The sequence below is a fragment of the Pantoea sp. 1B4 genome, assembly GCF_016925765.1.
Taxonomy (GTDB): domain Bacteria; phylum Pseudomonadota; class Gammaproteobacteria; order Enterobacterales; family Enterobacteriaceae; genus Pantoea; species Pantoea agglomerans.
Window position 1 is genome coordinate 1,272,358 of sequence record NZ_JAEUWZ010000001.1, and the last position, 18,273, is coordinate 1,290,630.

Annotated in this window: 10 protein-coding genes and 5 pseudogenes; 12 read left to right on the forward strand and 3 right to left on the reverse strand. The window is 54.1% G+C overall.

Translation table 11 applies throughout. The annotated features are described in order from the left end of the window. Nucleotides 1-51: 51 nt before the first annotated feature. Together focA and ycaO are read right to left on the reverse strand one after the other, a co-directional pair. Nucleotides 52-913, reverse strand: a pseudogene (gene focA, locus JNO11_RS06160) (formate transporter FocA). Nucleotides 914-1,287: 374 nt separating this feature from the next. Further along, a pseudogene (ycaO, locus tag JNO11_RS06165) lies at nucleotides 1,288-3,053 on the reverse strand (30S ribosomal protein S12 methylthiotransferase accessory factor YcaO). Nucleotides 3,054-3,379: 326 nt separating this feature from the next. Here ycaO and serC point away from each other — a divergent pair. The 12 genes and pseudogenes from serC to JNO11_RS06225 all read left to right on the forward strand — a co-directional run bounded on the left by serC (nucleotide 3,380) and on the right by JNO11_RS06225 (nucleotide 17,390). Next, nucleotides 3,380-4,465, forward strand: coding sequence for a 3-phosphoserine/phosphohydroxythreonine transaminase (gene serC, locus JNO11_RS06170; RefSeq protein WP_010669757.1), 1,086 nt, complete (start codon nucleotides 3,380-3,382; stop codon nucleotides 4,463-4,465). Nucleotides 4,466-4,547: 82 nt separating this feature from the next. Continuing rightward, entirely contained in the window at nucleotides 4,548-5,834 is a 1,287-nt protein-coding gene (gene aroA / locus JNO11_RS06175) for a 3-phosphoshikimate 1-carboxyvinyltransferase (protein ID WP_010254943.1), read from the forward strand. Between the two features lie 197 nt (nucleotides 5,835-6,031). Next, a complete protein-coding gene (cmk, locus tag JNO11_RS06180) occupies nucleotides 6,032-6,718 on the forward strand; it encodes a (d)CMP kinase (RefSeq protein ID WP_010254946.1) in 687 nt (228 codons plus the stop codon). Nucleotides 6,719-6,826: 108 nt separating this feature from the next. Beyond that, nucleotides 6,827-8,501: pseudogene (rpsA, locus tag JNO11_RS06185) on the forward strand (30S ribosomal protein S1). A gap of 82 nt (nucleotides 8,502-8,583) precedes the next feature. Beyond that, a pseudogene (ihfB, locus tag JNO11_RS06190) lies at nucleotides 8,584-8,870 on the forward strand (integration host factor subunit beta). Nucleotides 8,871-9,074: 204 nt separating this feature from the next. After that, the gene (locus tag JNO11_RS06195) at nucleotides 9,075-11,330 is read left to right on the forward strand and encodes a DNA internalization-related competence protein ComEC/Rec2 (protein WP_325177076.1); all 2,256 of its coding nucleotides are present in this window, start codon (nucleotides 9,075-9,077) and stop codon (nucleotides 11,328-11,330) included. A gap of 34 nt (nucleotides 11,331-11,364) precedes the next feature. After that, a complete protein-coding gene (gene msbA / locus JNO11_RS06200) occupies nucleotides 11,365-13,113 on the forward strand; it encodes a lipid A ABC transporter ATP-binding protein/permease MsbA (RefSeq protein WP_010669759.1) in 1,749 nt (582 codons plus the stop codon). After that, a pseudogene (gene lpxK / locus JNO11_RS06205) lies at nucleotides 13,110-14,097 on the forward strand (tetraacyldisaccharide 4'-kinase). The gene msbA and the pseudogene lpxK overlap by 4 nt, the downstream one beginning before the upstream one ends. Before the next feature lie 39 nt (nucleotides 14,098-14,136). Continuing rightward, nucleotides 14,137-15,351, forward strand: a complete 1,215-nt coding sequence (locus JNO11_RS06210; protein ID WP_325177077.1) for a winged helix-turn-helix domain-containing protein — start codon at nucleotides 14,137-14,139, stop codon at nucleotides 15,349-15,351. A gap of 105 nt (nucleotides 15,352-15,456) precedes the next feature. Further along, nucleotides 15,457-15,639, forward strand: a complete 183-nt coding sequence (locus JNO11_RS06215; protein ID WP_003849374.1) for a Trm112 family protein — start codon at nucleotides 15,457-15,459, stop codon at nucleotides 15,637-15,639. Further along, nucleotides 15,636-16,385: a 3-deoxy-manno-octulosonate cytidylyltransferase gene (gene kdsB, locus JNO11_RS06220; protein WP_010254955.1), complete on the forward strand. Its 750-nt coding sequence runs from the start codon at nucleotides 15,636-15,638 to the stop codon at nucleotides 16,383-16,385. Before JNO11_RS06215 ends, kdsB begins: the two co-directional genes overlap by 4 nt. Before the next feature lie 111 nt (nucleotides 16,386-16,496). Beyond that, nucleotides 16,497-17,390, forward strand: coding sequence for a fructosamine kinase family protein (locus JNO11_RS06225; protein WP_158149433.1), 894 nt, complete (start codon nucleotides 16,497-16,499; stop codon nucleotides 17,388-17,390). Here JNO11_RS06225 and elyC read toward each other — a convergent pair. Continuing rightward, the gene (gene elyC, locus JNO11_RS06230; protein WP_307380448.1) at nucleotides 17,370-18,155 is read right to left on the reverse strand and encodes an envelope biogenesis factor ElyC; all 786 of its coding nucleotides are present in this window, start codon (nucleotides 18,153-18,155) and stop codon (nucleotides 17,370-17,372) included. The genes JNO11_RS06225 and elyC overlap by 21 nt on opposite strands. Nucleotides 18,156-18,273: the final 118 nt, after the last annotated feature.

Sequence of the window (18,273 nt, forward strand, 5' to 3'; positions counted from 1 at the left end):
GGAGACTTTACGGTCGGGCACAGCCAACTTCCTGTGCCGTCAAAAATGCGTTTAATGAACCTGGTCACCTTTACGGAGATAGATAACCCAGTAGGTCAACCCAACCAGAACGCCGCCGCCGATAATGTTTCCGATGGTCACGGGAATCAGGTTGTCGATAATAAAGTTACTGAGGGTCAGCGAGTGAAACTGTGCCGCCGTGGTGCCAGCTGCCTGCCAGAATTCAGGTGTCGCGAAGTCACGAATAGCAATGGCATAGGGTATAAGAAACATGTTGGCGATACTGTGTTCGAAACCGCTTGCGACAAACATCGCAACAGGCAGAATCATCACGACCAGCTTATCGGTCAGGGTGCGGCCTGAGTAACTCATCCAGACGGCGAGACAGACCAGCAGATTGGCCAATGTACCCAGACAAACCGCCTCTATGAAGGTGTGATGCATCTTGTGGTCGGCGGTTTGCAGGACATTTAATCCCCAGGCACCATTCGCGACCATGTGCTGTCCGGCAAACCACATCAGGGCGACAAAGAAGAGTGCACCTGCAAGGTTACCGGCGTAGACGTTAATCCAGTTGCGGGCCAGCTGGCCCCAGCTGATACGGCCACTGGCTTTGGCGACAACGATTAATACAGTAGAGGTAAAAAAGGTCAGCACCACATACCACGACCAGCATTAAGCCAAGTGAAAAGCAGATACCTCCAATCAGTTTGGCTATGCCATAGGGCATCGCGCCGCTACCGGTGGTTGCTGTAATATAAAAAACGAATGCGATTGAGATAAATACGCCGGCGTTTATTGCCAGAAAGAAGGTCGTAAAAGGATGTTTGGTTGCTTTATAGATACCCGCGTCTTCGGCCACTTTCGCCATCGCGGCGGGTAATAAAAGATTAAAAGGGTTGTCAGTTTTCACACTAACTTACTCCTGAAGTTGTCTGAAAAAATACTAACAAAGGAGTATAGGTCAGTAATTGATATGGATCATGTTTGCCAGGGTGGTAACCCACTGGTCGCCAATTAATGAGAAAATTATGAGTTAACTAACTGAATATAAACAAATAAATTTATTTTAAAAATACAAAAATATTTTAATATAAAGTGATGCGCCACTTTTTTTAGTTCAGCCTGTGTTATTAATTAATGGCTTATATGTTAATTAAAATGATGTGATGTAATGGGAAGGAATTTTAAAGTAGCTAATGTTTCATAGAGAAAGTGGGGAAGGATGGCACCAGATAAATCCAGTGCCATGTTTAACCGTCTGCTTTCAGTCTGACGCGTCAGGGCTTACGCGTTTTTCCAGTAGTGACGTTTGGCGTTTTGCAGTTTTTCGTAGGCGGCAAGCAGCGACTGATGGGCAGGGAAGGCCTGCAGCTCATCATCAACAGCCTGAAGGCCGTTAAACGGATTCTCACCACTGATCGCGGCGGAGGCTGCTTCCATTGCGCTCTCACCATACATCCGCAGGAAAGCGTGATGATACTGCAATGGATCACGCTCATCTTCCATAGCCAGTAACAGCAGGGTCTGCAGGCAACGATAGTAGTTAGCGCGCTCTGGCGTAAAGATTGAGCTGTTAAACTCCATCGTCCATTCTGTCCAGATCAATGCCTGATCCAGATCGCCGCCCGCCAGCGCCAGCATCGCTTTTAATTCGCCAACACGCAGCGTGTACCAGCCATTGTCTTTACCGGTCGCCAGACCCAGCAGCTCACGAACGCGGGTGAAGTCATCAAAGCCTTCATCATCAAGCTGTCCAATCAGATCCAGATACTCTTCCGGATTCCAGTTGCTGTCAGGCAGGGCCAGCAGGGTTTCACGCATGCCCGCTCCCATGCTGTTGTTCGCCAGGAACAGGTCTTCTGCCGGGTAGATATCAGACATGCCTGGCACGATGATGCGGCAGGCATAGACACCCAGATGCTCGTAGTCTGCAATATAGACTTCCTGATCTTCCGAGGTGAAGATTGCCATCAGCGTGGCGAATTCCTGTTCGGTGCTGCCCGCGAATGACCAGTCGACAAAAGGATAATCCGCAGTTTCTTTAAACAGATCCCAGGAGATCAGGCCGCTTGAATCGATGAAGTGTGTTTCAAGGTTGGCATGCTCAGCCACTTCTTCGTCATCAAAGGTCGGTGGAGTAAACACATCCAGATCTTTGAGGCTTCGGCCCTGCAGCAACTCGGTAACGGTACGCTCCAGCGCCACACCGAAATCAGGGTGAGCACCAAATGAGGCAAAACAGGTTCCGTTGGTTGGGTTAAACAGCACCACGCAGATAACCGGATATTTACCGCCGAGAGAGGCGTCATAAGCGAAAATCGGGAAGCCTTCCGCTTCAAGACGTGCAATGGCTTCGATCACCTCAGGATAACGCTGCATCACGTCATCAGGAATCGCAGGCAGGCTGATCGCTTCAGCAATAATGCGGTTTTTAATATAGCGCTCAAACACTTCAGACAGCCCCTGAACACGCGCTTCGTTCGCGGTATTACCTGCCGACATGCCGTTTGAGACATAGAGGTTGCCGATAATATTCATCGGGATATAGACAGTCTGCTGGTCGGACTGACGGGTAAAGGGCAGGGCGCAGATACCACGTTCAGTATTCCCGGACTGCAGATCAATCAGGCCGGAAGCCGTCAGGGCATTATCGGGATCGTAAAATGCGCGCAGGCGTGGATCCAGAATACCTTCAGGTAAGGACTCATCATCAGGTAACGCAAACCATTTTTCATTGGGATAGTGAACAAAATCGCCGTTAGCGATCTTTTTTCCCAGCCAGAAGTCAGCAAAAAAATAGTTAGTTGAGAGACGCTCGAAATACTCGCCAAGCGCGGAGGCCAGCGCCGCTTTTTTTACTGGCGCCCTTGCCGTTGGTAAAACAGAGCGGGCAATCGCGGTCGCGGATATGCACTGACCAGACATGGGGGGACAGGATTCAGCCAGGATGCTTCTTCAATGTTAAAGCCAAGATCCTGCAGCTTGTTCTGGAAACGCGCAATGGAGTCTTCCAGTGCGGCATCTTTGCCCGGGATAAATGTTTGCGTCATAGTGCCGCTCTCTCAGTTGTCATAGGGTGCGTAAAGCGCGCAATGATACGGATTTTGCTAACAGACCGCTATCAGGGCGGGACATTTTTACCGGCTTACTTTACCGGCTTAGTTTTCATCACTTTCGCTCTCAGGCCAAACGCGGATTAATGGCGCTGGATAAAGCCTCACAAAATTCCGCGCAGGTTTGCATTGGTAACATAACCTCCGGCGAGCCAGATTCAGAAAATGTGACCGCTCCCTGATTTATGATTGCAGCTATCAGAATGCAGTGATAAAACCGGATGGTTATTCATAACCGTTCGATATGACAGTGGTGAGGGGAAATGACGCAAGTTTATAATTTTAGCTCTGGCCCGGCGATGCTACCGGTTGAAGTGCTTCGTCGTGCAGAACAGGAACTGACGAACTGGCGCGGTCTGGGTACCTCTGTAATGGAGATCAGTCACCGCAGTAAAGAGTTTATTCAGGTGGCTGAAGAAGCGGAGCAGGACTTCCGTGATCTGCTAAAAATACCGTCGAATTACAAAGTTTTATTCTGTCATGGCGGGGCGCGTGCGCAGTTCGCTGCCGTACCGGGAAATCTGCTGGGTAAAGCGACCAGTGCCGACTATGTTGATGGCGGTTACTGGGCGCATAGCGCAATAAAAGAAGCGGAAAAGTATTGTTCCCCACGCACGCTGGATGTCAAAACAACGCGCGACGGTAAACGAGCCATCCTGCCGATGAGCGAATGGGAGGTGAGTGAGACGTCCGCTTACCTGCATTTCTGCCCGAATGAAACCATTGATGGCATCGCGATTGACGAACAGCCCGACTTTGGCAGTAAAACTGTTGTTGCTGATTTCTCATCCACCATTCTGTCTCGCCCGATTGATGTGAGTCGTTACGGTGTGATCTATGCGGGTGCGCAGAAAAATGTGGGCCCGGCCGGATTAACGCTGGTTGTCGTTCGCGAAGATCTGCTGGGTCAGGCGCACGCCTCTGTGCCCTCAATCCTCGATTACAAAGTGCTGGCCGATAACGATTCGATGTTTAACACCCCGCCGACTTTTGCGTGGTATCTCTCAGGGCTGGTGTTTAAATGGCTGAAAGAGAAGGGCGGTGTCGCTGAAATTGATCGTATCAATCAGGCAAAATCTGACCTGCTTTATGGCGTAATCGATCACAGTGGCTTCTATCGTAATGATGTGGCAACAGAAAACCGCTCACGCATGAACATCCCTTTCCAGCTGGCCGATGCTTCACTCGATGCGCTGTTCCTGGAAGAGTCGTTTAAGGCGGGATTACACGCGCTTAAAGGCCATCGTGTAGTAGGCGGTATGCGCGCCTCTATTTATAATGCGATGCCGCTGGAAGGTGTGAAGGCCCTGACCGATTTCATGGTCGATTTTGAACGCCGTCACGGCTGATTATTAAGATATCAGCATTGATGCTGATGCCAGACCTCGTCACACGGCGAGGTCTCTGTATTTTTTGAGGATTTCGTTTCACATGCAGGACTCCCTGACTCTCCAACCGATTGCGCGCGTCAACGGCACGGTAAATCTGCCCGGCTCAAAGAGCGTTTCCAATCGTGCATTGCTGCTGGCTGCTCTGGCTAAAGGTACAACCCGTCTTACCAACCTGCTCGACAGCGACGACGTTAAGCACATGCTGAACGCGCTGACCGCGCTTGGTGTAAGCTATACGCTTTCCAGCGATCGCACCCTGTGTGAAGTGACGGGAAATGCCGGGCCACTGCACGCATCTCAACCGCTGTCACTGTTTCTGGGCAATGCCGGAACCGCAATGCGTCCGCTGGCCGCGGCGCTTTGTCTGGGCCAGCACGATATCGAACTGACCGGCGAACCCCGCATGAAAGAGCGTCCAATCGGGCATCTGGTTGACGCACTTCGTCAGGGCGGAGCAACCATTGAGTACCTGGAAAACGAAAACTATCCGCCGCTGCGTTTACGCGGTGGTTTTACCGGGGGTGAAGTCAGTGTGGATGGCAGCGTTTCCAGCCAGTTCCTGACAGCGCTGCTGATGACCGCGCCGCTGGCACAGCAGGATACCTGCATCACCATCAAAGGTGATTTGGTGTCGAAACCTTACATCGATATTACCCTTAATCTGATGCAGTGCTTTGGCGTCGAGGTTGAGAATCAGAACTATCAGCGCTTCCTGATCAAGGGACAGCAACAGTATCAGTCGCCGGGTGATTACCTGGTTGAAGGCGATGCCTCTTCCGCTTCCTATTTCCTGGCCGCTGCCGCTATAAAAGGCGGAACGGTTCGCGTCACCGGGATTGGACGCCAGAGTGTGCAGGGTGACATCCGGTTTGCTGACGTGCTGGAAAAGATGGGCGCGACGATTGAGTGGGGCGATGATTACATTGCCTGTACGGCCGGCAAACTGCAGGCCATCGATATGGACATGAACCATATTCCGGATGCTGCAATGACCATCGCGACTACGGCGCTATTTGCAGAGGGCACTACCCGGTTACGCAATATTTATAACTGGCGGGTAAAAGAGACCGATCGACTGAGCGCAATGGCCACAGAGCTGCGTAAAGTCGGGGCAGAAGTCGAAGAGGGTCATGACTACATCCGCATTACGCCGCCAGCGACGCTGATTCATGCGGATATTGGCACCTACAATGACCACCGCATGGCGATGTGTTTCTCTCTGGTTGCACTTTCTGATACCCCAGTGACCATTCTCGATCCTGGCTGTACTGCAAAAACCTTCCCGGACTATTTCGTTCAACTGGCTAAAATCAGCCAGAGCGCCTGATATCTTCCCTTCCGGTGCGGTTCGCACCGGAACTCCCTGATTTTATCTGGCTGTAACAGGCCAGAGATCCTCTGAATTGACTAAGATTACGAACCTGATCAGTGCGAAAGGGTAACCAAGCCGTGCTATGCAGCGTATAATGCTAGTCATTAATGGTGACCGAAAGGTCAGGAAGCACGCAGCAACAGGAGGGAATAATGACAGTAACTGCCCCGGTCATAACTATTGATGGGCCAAGTGGAGCGGGAAAGGGAACCCTGTGCAAAGCGATGGCGGAATCGCTGCAGTGGCATCTGCTGGACTCCGGTGCTATTTATCGCGTGCTGGCGTTGGCCGCATTGCATCATCAGGTGGAGATTGAATCTGAAGAAGCGCTAGTGCCGATTGCTGCTCACCTGGATGTGCGCTTTGTGTCACAAAATGGTGAAATGCAGGTCATACTTGAAGGTGAAGATGTCACCGGTGAAATCCGTACTCAGGAGGTCAGCAACACCGCTTCTCGTGTTGCCGCTTTTCCCCGGGTACGCGAAGCATTATTGCGCCGCCAGCGCGGTTTCCGCGAGATGCCGGGCCTGATTGCTGATGGCCGTGATATGGGCACCGTGGTTTTTCCGGATGCGCCAGTGAAAATTTTCCTTGATGCCAGCCCGGAAGAGCGTGCTCAGCGCCGTATGCTACAGTTGCAGGATAATGGCTTTAATGTTAACTTTGACCGCCTTTTAGCCGAGATAAAAGAACGCGACGACCGCGATCGTAATCGCGCAATTGCGCCTTTAGTAGCCGCTGGCGATGCATTGGTTCTGGACTCTACCGAGATGTCTATCGATCAAGTCATTGAAAAAGCGCTACAATATGCCCGCGAGAAGCTGGGTATTACGGCTTAACTGAATCTACCACCCTGTACCATGGATCCGGTGCCGGGCATGTGAAACAACCCCATCCGACATGAAGTCAGATGGACGTTAAATTGAAGAATCCTGAAGATTATCAATATGACTGAATCTTTTGCTCAACTATTTGAAGAATCCTTAAAAACAATCGAAACCCGCCCGGGTTCTATCGTTCGTGGCATCGTCGTTTCTATCGACAAAGATGTCGTTCTGGTTGATGCGGGTCTGAAATCTGAATCTGCAATTCCTGCAGAGCAGTTCAAGAACGCAGCCGGCGAACTGGAAATCCAGGTAGGCGACGAAGTTGATGTTGCTCTGGATGCAGTGGAAGACGGCTTCGGTGAAACCCTGCTGTCCCGTGAGAAAGCTAAGCGCCATGAAGCATGGATCACGCTGGAGAAAGCTTACGAAGACGCTGAAACTGTTACCGGTGTTATCAACGGCAAAGTTAAAGGCGGCTTCACAGTTGAGCTCAACGGTATCCGTGCGTTCCTGCCAGGTTCACTGGTAGATGTGCGTCCGGTGCGCGATACGCTGCACCTGGAAGGCAAAGAGCTTGAATTCAAAGTGATCAAGCTGGATCAGAAACGCAACAACGTCGTGGTTTCACGTCGTGCGGTTATCGAATCCGAAAACAGCGCAGAGCGCGATCAACTGCTGGAAAACCTGCAGGAAGGCATGGAAGTCAAAGGTATCGTTAAGAACCTGACTGACTACGGTGCATTCGTTGATCTGGGCGGCGTTGATGGCCTGCTGCACATCACTGACATGGCATGGAAACGCGTTAAGCATCCAAGCGAAATCGTCAACGTGGGCGACGAAATCACCGTTAAGGTGCTGAAGTTCGACCGCGAGCGTACCCGTGTTTCTCTGGGTCTGAAGCAGCTGGGCGAAGATCCATGGGTTGCTATCGCTAAACGCTATCCGGAAGGCACTCGCCTGACCGGTCGTGTTACCAACCTGACTGATTACGGCTGCTTCGTGGAAATCGAAGAAGGCGTTGAAGGTCTGGTACACGTGTCTGAAATGGACTGGACCAACAAAAACATCCATCCGTCTAAAGTTGTTAACGTAGGCGACGTGGTTGAAGTTATGGTTCTGGACATTGACGAAGAGCGTCGTCGTATCTCCCTGGGTCTGAAGCAGTGTAAATCTAACCCATGGCAGCTGTTCGCTGAGACGCACAACAAAGGCGATCGTGTTGAAGGTAAAATCAAGTCAATCACTGACTTTGGTATCTTCATCGGCCTGGATGGCGGCATCGACGGTCTGGTTCACCTGTCTGACATCTCCTGGAACGCGACTGGCGAAGAAGCCGTTCGTGAGTACAAAAAAAGGCGACGAAATCGCTGCCGTTGTACTGCAGGTTGATGCAGAGCGCGAGCGTATCTCTCTGGGCGTTAAACAGCTGGCAGAAGATCCGTTCAACAACTACATCACTTTGAACAAGAAAGGTGCCATCGTCACCGGTAAAGTGACTGCAGTTGATGCTAAAGGTGCTACAGTTGAATTAGCAGACGGCGTTGAGGGTTACCTGCGCGCTTCTGAAGCTTCACTGGACCGCATTGAAGATGCAACTCTGGTTCTGAACGTTGGCGACGACGTTGAAGCTAAGTTCACCGGCGTTGATCGTAAAAACCGTGTCGTAAGCCTGTCTGTCCGTGCGAAAGACCAGGCTGATGAGAAAGAAGCTATCAATACTGTTAACACCAAACAGGAAGAAGGCAATTTCTCTAGCGCTATGGCTGAAGCGTTCAAAGCGGCTAAAGGCGAGTAATCGGCCTGAAGCACCGGGTGGGCAACCACCCGGTTTCGGTAAAAGCTGTCATACATTCCCATAGGGATAAACCGGAGGTTACATGACCAAGTCAGAACTGATCGAAAGACTGGCGGGACAGCATACTCATATACCGGCGAAAGTCGTTGAGGATGCAGTAAAAGAGATGCTTGAGCACATGGCCACTACGCTGGCACAGGGCGAACGCATCGAAATCCGGGGATTCGGCAGCTTTTCTTTGCACTATCGCGCTCCGCGTACTGGACGTAACCCGAAAACGGGTGACAAAGTGGATCTGGAAGGCAAATACGTTCCCCACTTTAAGCCAGGCAAAAAGAGCTGCGCGATCGCGCAAATATCTACGGCTAAGCCGATACCGAACCAGATAAACGACATCTCCGGATGTCGTTTTTTTTTGCCTGCGATTCAGGCTCAGACCTGACATCCGGATTGCTGTCATCAACACTGCAACACCACACTCTCTTTGTGAGAGCGCTCCAGCCTGCCTGATCATCCGCTGTTACTTTCATCTCCTTTGCCCAGAATAATCGAACTGAATCAATGGATACGATTATGCTGACATGGACCGTTCTGGCGCGACTGGCGATCGTTGCAACGTTACCGCTAATGCTGATGGCCCGGCTGCCTTCCGGTGAGGTGATGTGGGGCTTCCTCCTCACAGGACTGGCTCTGCTGCATTGCCCTTACCAACCCGTCCGTCTGGCCGGTATTACTCTGCTGTTGCTGGCATGGGCCTGTAACGACGCCCGTCTGATAGTGCGGGATATCGAAAAGTTCTCGGCGCGTCCTGCCACCTACACCCTTCAGATCAGTGAACTGCGGAAAGAGCGGAAGCAAATCCGGGTTCGTCTGCTGAAAGAGGAGGGCAGGATGATTTTTCCGCCTCGCTTTGCCTGGATCTGGTTTGATGCTGATCCGGAGGTCTACTGTCCAGGACAACGCTGGACGATGAAACTGCGTCTGCGATCGGTACATGCCCGCCTTAATGAGGGCGATTTTGATGCGCAGCGTTTTGCACTGGCTAATAATACGCCGCTTCAGGGACGAATCCTTAAGCAGACTGCGGTAAGCGATCGCTGTGATAGCCGCTGGCGATTTATTTTATGGCATCGTGACAGGACCCGTGCAATGCCTGCACGTGCAACGCTGGAGGCACTGGCTTTTGGCATTCGGGATGAGATGAGCCAGCAGACGCGTCAGCTACTGCGGGATACCGGTACCGCGCATCTGATGGCGATATCGGGCATGCATATCGCCCTGGCCGCCAGCACCGGCTGGATGATTGCGCGTGGGGTGCAATTTATCTTGCCAGCCCGTTATATCAGCTATCTTTTCCCCCTCATCGTGAGCTGGCTGTTTGCTGCAATCTATACCTGGCTCTCCGGTGCACAGCCTCCCGCAGAGCGTTCGCTGCTTGCCCTGACGCTATGGGCGATAACACGGTTTGCGGGTGTTCAGCTGAATAGCTGGCAGGTCTGGACGTTCTGTATTGCGTTGCTGCTGGTAACCGACCCGCTGACCGTGCTCTCTGACAGCTTCTGGCTCTCGGTACTGGCTGTGGGCATGCTGCTGGTCTGGTATCACTGGTTCCCGCTGCCTGCGGCGTTCCGTCAGCAACGGCGCTGGATTCCGTTACAGCTGCTGCATTTACAGGCGGGCATGATGATTTTAATGGTGCCGTTGCAGGTGGCGATTTTCAACGGCATCAGCCTGACTGCGCTGGCGGCGAATGTTGTCGCGATTCCGGTCGTCTCGTTTATTACCATGCCTCTGGTGACGCTCGCCCTGCTGCTGCCGGTGGCGAATTTATCTGGCTTCTTCTGGGGAGCGGCCGATCTCTCTTTACGTGCACTGTTTCATTGCCTGACGTTGCTGCCACCAGGCTGGTGGCCGCTGAGTGGCACAACCTGGTTTACGGTTATGGTATGGGGCGGCCTGATTCTCTGGCGTGCGCAGCTCTTCTTCTCTCTGCCACTAAGCAGTTGCGCCTTAGCGCTGGCGATGATATTGAGTCGCCAGCCAAATCCGGAGCAGGGCTGGCGCATCGATATGCTGGATATCGGGCACGGTCTGAGTCTGGTGATCAGCCAGGGCGACGAGGCCGTGATGTATGACACCGGCCCGCGCTGGCAGAACGATAATGCGGGGAGTCGGGTGATCATTCCATGGCTGGAGCGCAGGCAGTTACGGTTAAAACAGGTCATCCTGAGTCATAAACATCTGGATCATACTGGCGGGCTGGCGGCGATTACTCAACGCTGGCCAGCGGTTGAAGTCAGAAGTGCGCTGGCTGATGAGGCACACTTACCCTGCGTACGGGGCACGCAGTGGCGCTGGCGGCAGCTCCACTTTCGGGTGGTCTGGCCGCTGACGGCACCCCTGCCGGGCGGAAATAATGACTCCTGTGTGGTGATCGTCGATGATGGTCAGGTCCGGCTGATGTTAACCGGTGATATTGAAGCGAAAGCGGAACGCCAGCTGGTGGCGCTGGAGAAGCAGGGGCTGAAGGTCGATATTCTGCAGGTCCCGCACCACGGTAGCCGGACGTCGTCGACCTCATTGCTGCTGCGTAAAGCCGCAGGCCACACCGCTATCGCCTCGCTGGCACGCTACAATGCATGGCGCATGCCCGCGAAAAATGTGCTGGAAAACTACCGAACGGCCGGTTTTCAGTGGCTGGATACGGGCCAGTCAGGACAAATCAGTATCAGGATAGAGCAGGGCAGAGCGCAGGTTTCTACCCTGCGGGAACAATTAATGCCCCGTTGGTATCATCAGTGGTTTGGCGTCAAACGCGAATCCAGGTAGAATGGCCGGCTATTTCCAACAGCGTGAATAAATAATGCATCAAGATAAAGATCTCTCTACGTGGCAGACGTTTCGCCGACTCTGGCCGATGATCGCGCCTAATAAAGCGGGATTAATTGCGGCCTCAGTCGCCCTGATTATTAATGCTGCGGGCGACGCCTTAATGCTCTCACTGTTGAAACCGTTACTGGATGATGGTTTTGGTAAAGCTGACAGATCGGTGATGCTGTGGCTGCCGTTAGTGGTTATTGGCCTGATGCTGGTACGCGGAGTCACCAGTTATATCTCCAGCTACTGCATCTCCTGGGTCTCTGGCAACGTCGTGATGAACATCCGCCGTCGTCTGTTCAGCCATATGATGGGCATGCCGGTTTCGTTTTTCGACCAGCAGTCAACCGGCACCCTGTTGTCACGCATTACTTACGATTCTGAGCAGGTCGCCTCCTCTTCTTCGGGCGCGCTGGTCACCGTAGTGCGTGAAGGGGCTTCCATTATTGGCCTGTTTATCATGATGTTCTACTACAGCTGGCAGCTGTCGCTGATCCTGATTGTACTGGCACCTATCGTCTCCTTTGCTATCCGCACCGTCTCTAAGCGCTTCCGCACCATCAGCAAAAGTATGCAGAACACTATGGGGCAGGTGACAACCAGCGCCGAGCAGATGCTGAAAGGGCACAAAGAAGTGCTGATTTTTGGCGGTCAGGACATTGAATCGGAACGCTTTTCCCGCGTCAGTAACCGGATGCGTCAGCAGGGAATGAAACTCGTTTCAGCCTCCTCCATTTCCGATCCGATTATTCAGCTGATCGCGTCGCTGGCACTGGCTTTTGTGCTCTATGCCGCCAGCTTCCCCAGCGTCATGGATACCCTGACAGCCGGTACCATCACCGTGGTCTTCTCCTCGATGATTGCCCTGATGCGCCCGCTTAAGTCTCTGACCAACGTCAACGCCCAGTTCCAGCGTGGGATGGCGGCCTGTCAGACACTGTTCTCTATTCTGGATAGTGAGCAGGAAGTGGATAACGGTACGCGCGAAATCACCCGTGCTAAAGGGGATATTGAATTCCGTGATGTGACCTTTACCTACCCAGGTCGTGAAATTCCGGCACTGCGTAATATCAATCTGTCGCTGCCAGCAGGAAAAACGGTGGCGCTGGTGGGCCGTTCCGGTTCCGGTAAGTCTACGATGGCGAGCCTGCTGACCCGCTTTTATGATATCCAGCAGGGCGAAATCCTGCTGGACGGTCATGATCTGCGTGAGTACAGCCTGCGCTCATTGCGTAATCAGGTGGCGCTGGTGTCACAGAATGTGCACCTCTTCAACGACACGATTGCCAATAACATCGCGTATGCCCGCAGTGAGCAATACAGTCGTGAAGAGATCGAGCAGGCGGCCACCATGGCGCATGCCATGGACTTTATCAATAAAATGGATAAGGGCCTGGATACGATGATTGGCGAGAATGGCGTGCTGTTATCTGGCGGTCAGCGTCAGCGTATTGCCATCGCCCGTGCGTTATTACGTGATTGCCCGATCCTGATCCTCGATGAAGCCACCTCGGCGCTGGATACCGAGTCTGAACGCGCGATTCAGTCTGCACTGGATGAGTTGCAGAAGAACCGTACCTCGCTGGTGATTGCGCACCGACTCTCTACCATCGAGAAAGCGGATGAAATCGTGGTAATTGAAGATGGGCAGATTGTTGAACGCGGTACGCATCAGGTGCTGTTAGCAGAACGCGGTGCCTATGCACAGCTGCACAAGATGCAATTCGGCCAATGATTGAACGTATCTGGAGTGGTCGCTCACCGCTATGGCTACTGCTATGGCCATTCAGCCTGCTGTATGGTGCGATCACGGCCCTGATACGCTTCAGTTACAGGCGCGGCTGGCGTAAAAGCTGGCGTGCGCCTCTGCCGGTCGTGGTGGTGGGTAACCTGACTGCCGGCGGGAATGGAAAGACGCCGGTGGTCATCTGGCTGGTCGAGGCATTACAGCAGCGCGGCCTGCGCGCTGGCGTGGTCTCCCGAGGATATGGCGGCAAGACGGACCACTATCCCTTGCTGGTCACGGCGCAGACCCCCACCGAACAGGCCGGGGATGAGCCGGTATTGATCGCCCAGCGCACCGGGGCGCCGGTCGCGGTCGCCCCTCAACGGCGCCGGGCGATTGAGGCGTTACTGAAACAGGGTTCGCTGGATGTGATCATCACGGATGATGGCCTGCAACATTACGCCCTGCAGCGCGATCGCGAAATCGTGGTGGTTGATGGGGTCCGTCGCTTTGGTAATGGCTGGTGGTTGCCTGCCGGTCCGATGCGTGAACGTGCCGATCGTCTGCAGCAGGTCGATGCCGTGATCATTAACGGCGGCGAAGCACAGCCCGACGAGATTGCCATGCAACTTCAGCCTGGGCTGGCCACCAATCTGCTGACCGGTGAAACCTGCCCGCCGGAGCAACTAGGTGCGGTAGTCGCCATGGCCGGTATTGGTCATCCCCCCGCGTTTTTTCACCACGCTGAAACAGCAGGGTATAACGCCGGTCGCAGAGATCGCCTTTGCCGATCATCACGCCTACAGCAAAGATGAACTGACCCGATTAATCCAGGCGGGGCAGCAACTGCTGATGACCGAAAAAGACGCGGTGAAATGCCGTCATTTTGCCCAGCCTGACTGGTGGTATTTGCCGGTCGATGCCCGTTTGACCGGTAACGCCGTGACGCCGTTACTGGATGACATTGAACAACTCTGTCGCCATATTTCCTGATACCCGCCCCCGTTCAGGTGAAGCCTGATAAGGAAGAGGATGAACAGTACGCATTCACTTTCGTTACAGCAAGCACGCCACCTTCATCTCGCCGCGCAGGGCCTGCTACGAGCTCCGGCAAAACGCGCTGTTTATCAGGATCTGATTAACTGCATTTCCCGCATGTCGCTGCTGCAAATCGATACCATTCATGTGGTGGCCCGCAGTCCGTATCTGGTGCTGTTCAGTCGCCTGGGGAACTATCCTCAGGCATGGCTGGAACAGGCTCTGGCACAGGGCGAACTCTTTGAGTACTGGGCGCACGAAGCCTGCTTTATTCCCCGTGCCGATTACAGACTTCTTCGTCATCGCATGCTGTCGCCGGAACGTCTGGGCTGGAAATACAATGCGCAATGGGTCGCTGAGCACCAGCAGGCTATTGCCGAATTACTGCAGCAGATCAGAGACAACGGCCCGGTACGCGCCGCCGATTTTACCCATGCCGATAACCCGAAGTCAGGCTGGTGGGCATGGAAACCGCACAAACGTCATCTGGAAAATCTCTTCAGCGCTGGTGAGCTGATGGTCACCGAACGCCGTAATTTTCAGCGCTTCTACGATCTGCGCAGCCGCGTAATGCCTGACTGGCAGGATGCGATACATGGCATCAGTGAAGCGGAGGCGACCCGTCAGATGCTGATGAACAGCGCCCGCAGCTTAGGGATTTTCCGCGCGGCCTGGCTGGCGGATTACTACCGCCTGAAGCGGGCACCCGTGAACGACTTTATCGCTGATGCCCAGGCTGCGGGCGATCTGGTCGCCGTCAATACAGAGGGACTAGGTGAGATGTGGCTGCATCGTGACTACGTGCCGTTGCTGGATACGCCGCTGCAGGCGACGCACAGCGCGCTGCTGTCACCGTTTGATCCGGTGGTCTGGGATCGCAAGCGTGCGCGTGAGCTGTTCAATTTTGACTACCGTATTGAGTGCTATACCCCAGAGGAAAAACGCAAATTTGGCTATTTTGTTTTGCCCATCCTCCATCGCGGCCAGATAAAAGGGCGGCTGGATGCCCGCATGCTGCGTCAGGCAAAACAGCTGGAGATTAAAAATATCTGGCTGGAGGAGAAGACCCGCGTTACGGCACGATTTTTGCTGGATATCCGGCGTGCTATCGAACGCTTCGCGACGTGGCAGGGTGCTGAAAGTGTCGCTATCCTGCAGGCACCCGACGCGCTTAACGATCAGTGGCCAGCCCTGTGGACGCTGGATTAATCAATTTTGCGGCAGCCGCTGCGGGATGGCGTTTTACCCCATCCCGCACGCGCCGCGCTATGGTATGCTTGAATCCTTAAGCATTCGGTCCCTGATGGAGGACATATGGATCATCGTTTACTCGAAATCGTTGCCTGCCCGGTTTGCAATGGCAAACTCTACTTCAACAATGCTCAACAGGAGCTGATCTGCAAACCTGATGGCCTGGCCTTCCCGGTCCGGGACGGCATTCCGGTGCTGCTGGAAACCGAAGCCCGCACGCTGTCAGTTGAAGAGATTCATCCATGAGTTTCACCGCTATCATTCCTGCGCGTTATGCGTCAACCCGCTTACCCGGCAAGCCGCTGCTCGATATCCACGGTAAACCGATGGTCGTGCATGTAATGGAGCGGGCCCGTGAATCGGGTGCCAGCCGGGTCATTGTTGCCACCGATCATCCCGACGTGGCGCAGGCAGTGGAAGCGGCAGGCGGCGAAGTCTGCATGACGCGCGCCGATCACCAGTCTGGCACTGAGCGACTGGCGGAAGTGATCGAAAAATATCAGTTTGCCGATGATGAAATCATCGTAAACGTGCAGGGCGATGAGCCGATGATTCCGGCCGAGATTGTGCGTCAGGTGGCGACCAATCTGGCGGGGTCGGCGGCCGGGATGGCGACGCTGGCGGTGCCGATCACCGATGTGGAAGAAGCTTTTAACCCGAATGCGGTGAAAGTCGTCATGGATGTGAATGGCTACGCGCTCTATTTTTCACGGGCGACCATACCCTGGGATCGTGAACGGTACGCCGCATCGCGCGAGCAGATCGGTGATACGCTGCTGCGCCACATTGGCATCTACGCTTACCGTGCTGGTTTTATACGCCGCTATGTCGCCTGGGCGCCTTGTCCTCTGGAACAGATTGAGCTGCTCGAGCAACTGCGTGTTTTATGGTACGGCGAAAAAATTCATGTCGCCGTCGCGAAAACCATTCCCAGTGTGGGTGTGGATACGCCAGACGATTTGCAACGCGTTCGTGATGCCATGCAGGCCTGACAAGCGGGGAGCCTGTCTCCCCGTTTCAGCGCAACGTTCTTGATCCGCCGCTAAACTTATCTCCAACACTTCCTTCAGGATATTGTGATACTCATCTGAGGAGGATGCCGCATGGAACAGCTTAAATCGGAACTCACGCTGGCGCTGGGTGAAACCATCAGCCGCCTCGAAATGATCAGTGAACATCCACCCACCCGGCTTTATGCGTTATACGATCGGGACGGGCGCCCCATGCCGGTGGTGGCGAAATATTTTCGTCATCAGGGCCGGGCGGCGATGGAAGCCAGAAAGCTGGCGCTGCTGGGCCAGGCCGGACTGATCGCCGTGCCAGCGGTCTATGGTCTGGTGATGAGCCAGCAGCCGCCGGTGCATGAAATGCTCCTGCTGGCGCGACTGAATGGCGTAACGGCGGAAGCGCCTGCGCGGGATGCTCAGCGCTGGCAACAGTTTTGCGAACAGGTGGTCGAGGGAGTGCTGGCCTGGCACCGGCTCGACAGCCATGGCCTGGTCGGTACGGTGGACAGCACGCAGCAGAACAGCTGGCCCGCCTGGTATGCACAACGGGTTGAGGTGCTATGGGCGACCCTGAGCTATCTGCGTCCTCCAGCCTTTACGCTGGAAGATCGTCAGATTCTGTTTCGCTGCCGGGCACGACTGGCGCATCTGTTTCGCGGCTTCGACGATCCCTGCGTGATGGTTCACGGCAACGTTCAGCTGCAGAGCATGCTGAAAGATAGCCGCAGTGACCAGTTAATCGCGATGACACAGCCGGGCACCATCCTCTGGGCACCCCGTGAATACGATCTTATCCATCTGGATACCTCGCCTGCAGAAACGGCGCTGCTGCACAATTACCTGCAACGGGCGCCGGTTTCAGAGGGTTTTGTCTGGCGTCGGTGGGTTTATCAACTGTGGGACTGCATTGAGCATCTGGTACAGACCGGCACGTTTAATCGTCCGCGTTTTGACCATGCACGCGCGCAATTACTTCCCTGGCTCGGCTGAGTCCGACTCCTCGCCTTTCAGCCGTTGCAATAGTGTGCCAAGCGTTTCGTAGACCGCACGTTCGCTGTGACTCAGCCAGATCGATGAGGGTATCGCCCGCTCCCATCCATTCAGCGGTGACGTAATCGCCAGCTGATTCGCGGGAGCGGCCATTGGCTTCAACCCGATCGCGTGGAAAAAGCGTATTGCGCGCGGCATATGATTCGCGGATGTGACCAGCAGAAACGGGCGATCGCCCACCACGGTTTTGACCGCCTGCGCTTCATCCGCGGTGTCGCGGGGCTGGTCGAGAATCTGAATATGTTCGCGGGGAACGCCCAGACTTTCCGCCACCTGTGACGCTACCCAGGCGCTACTCTTTGGATTGGTGCCGCCCGCTGCGCCGGTAAAAATCAGCGTCGACTGCGGATTCCGCTGCCACTGACGAACGCCTTCTGCCACGCGCGGCAGACTGTTATTCAGCAGGTTTGAGCTGGGTGCCCACGCCGGGTTAAAGGTGTAGCCTCCACCCAGCACCACAATGTAGTCCACCTTCTCTGATCCGTTCCAGGTCGGATAGCGGCTATCCAGCGGCAAAAGCAGACGATCGGCCAGCGGTTGCAGGCTCAGCAGCAGCAGTAACAGCCAGCTGACGGAGATCACGGTTTTGCCGCTTTTCTGCCAGCCAGTAAACCAAAGCAGTAAAATGCCAAGCGCCATCAGCAAAAGCAGAAACGGCAGGGGTAAAAGCAGCCCGCCGATAACTTTTTTAAGGGTAAATAACATCAAAAAAAGAGTCCTGTTGTCCGAAAATAGAGCACCCGGAAGGGAAGATGGGGATGAAAGGTTCATTCTTCTGGTGCCTGTGACAAAATAGCACAAGTCTCACCGCAGCATACCGGAG

Coding starts and splice junctions, on each gene's coding strand:
- JNO11_RS06225 (WP_158149433.1), top strand. CDS start 16,497: ATGGAACAGCTTAAATCGGAACTCACGCTGGCGCTGGGTGAAACCATC.
- JNO11_RS06215 (WP_003849374.1), top strand. CDS start 15,457: ATGGATCATCGTTTACTCGAAATCGTTGCCTGCCCGGTTTGCAATGGC.
- elyC (WP_307380448.1), bottom strand. CDS start 18,155: ATGTTATTTACCCTTAAAAAAGTTATCGGCGGGCTGCTTTTACCCCTG.
- serC (WP_010669757.1), top strand. CDS start 3,380: ATGACGCAAGTTTATAATTTTAGCTCTGGCCCGGCGATGCTACCGGTT.
- JNO11_RS06195 (WP_325177076.1), top strand. CDS start 9,075: ATGCTGACATGGACCGTTCTGGCGCGACTGGCGATCGTTGCAACGTTA.
- aroA (WP_010254943.1), top strand. CDS start 4,548: ATGCAGGACTCCCTGACTCTCCAACCGATTGCGCGCGTCAACGGCACG.
- msbA (WP_010669759.1), top strand. CDS start 11,365: ATGCATCAAGATAAAGATCTCTCTACGTGGCAGACGTTTCGCCGACTC.
- kdsB (WP_010254955.1), top strand. CDS start 15,636: ATGAGTTTCACCGCTATCATTCCTGCGCGTTATGCGTCAACCCGCTTA.
- cmk (WP_010254946.1), top strand. CDS start 6,032: ATGACAGTAACTGCCCCGGTCATAACTATTGATGGGCCAAGTGGAGCG.
- JNO11_RS06210 (WP_325177077.1), top strand. CDS start 14,137: ATGAACAGTACGCATTCACTTTCGTTACAGCAAGCACGCCACCTTCAT.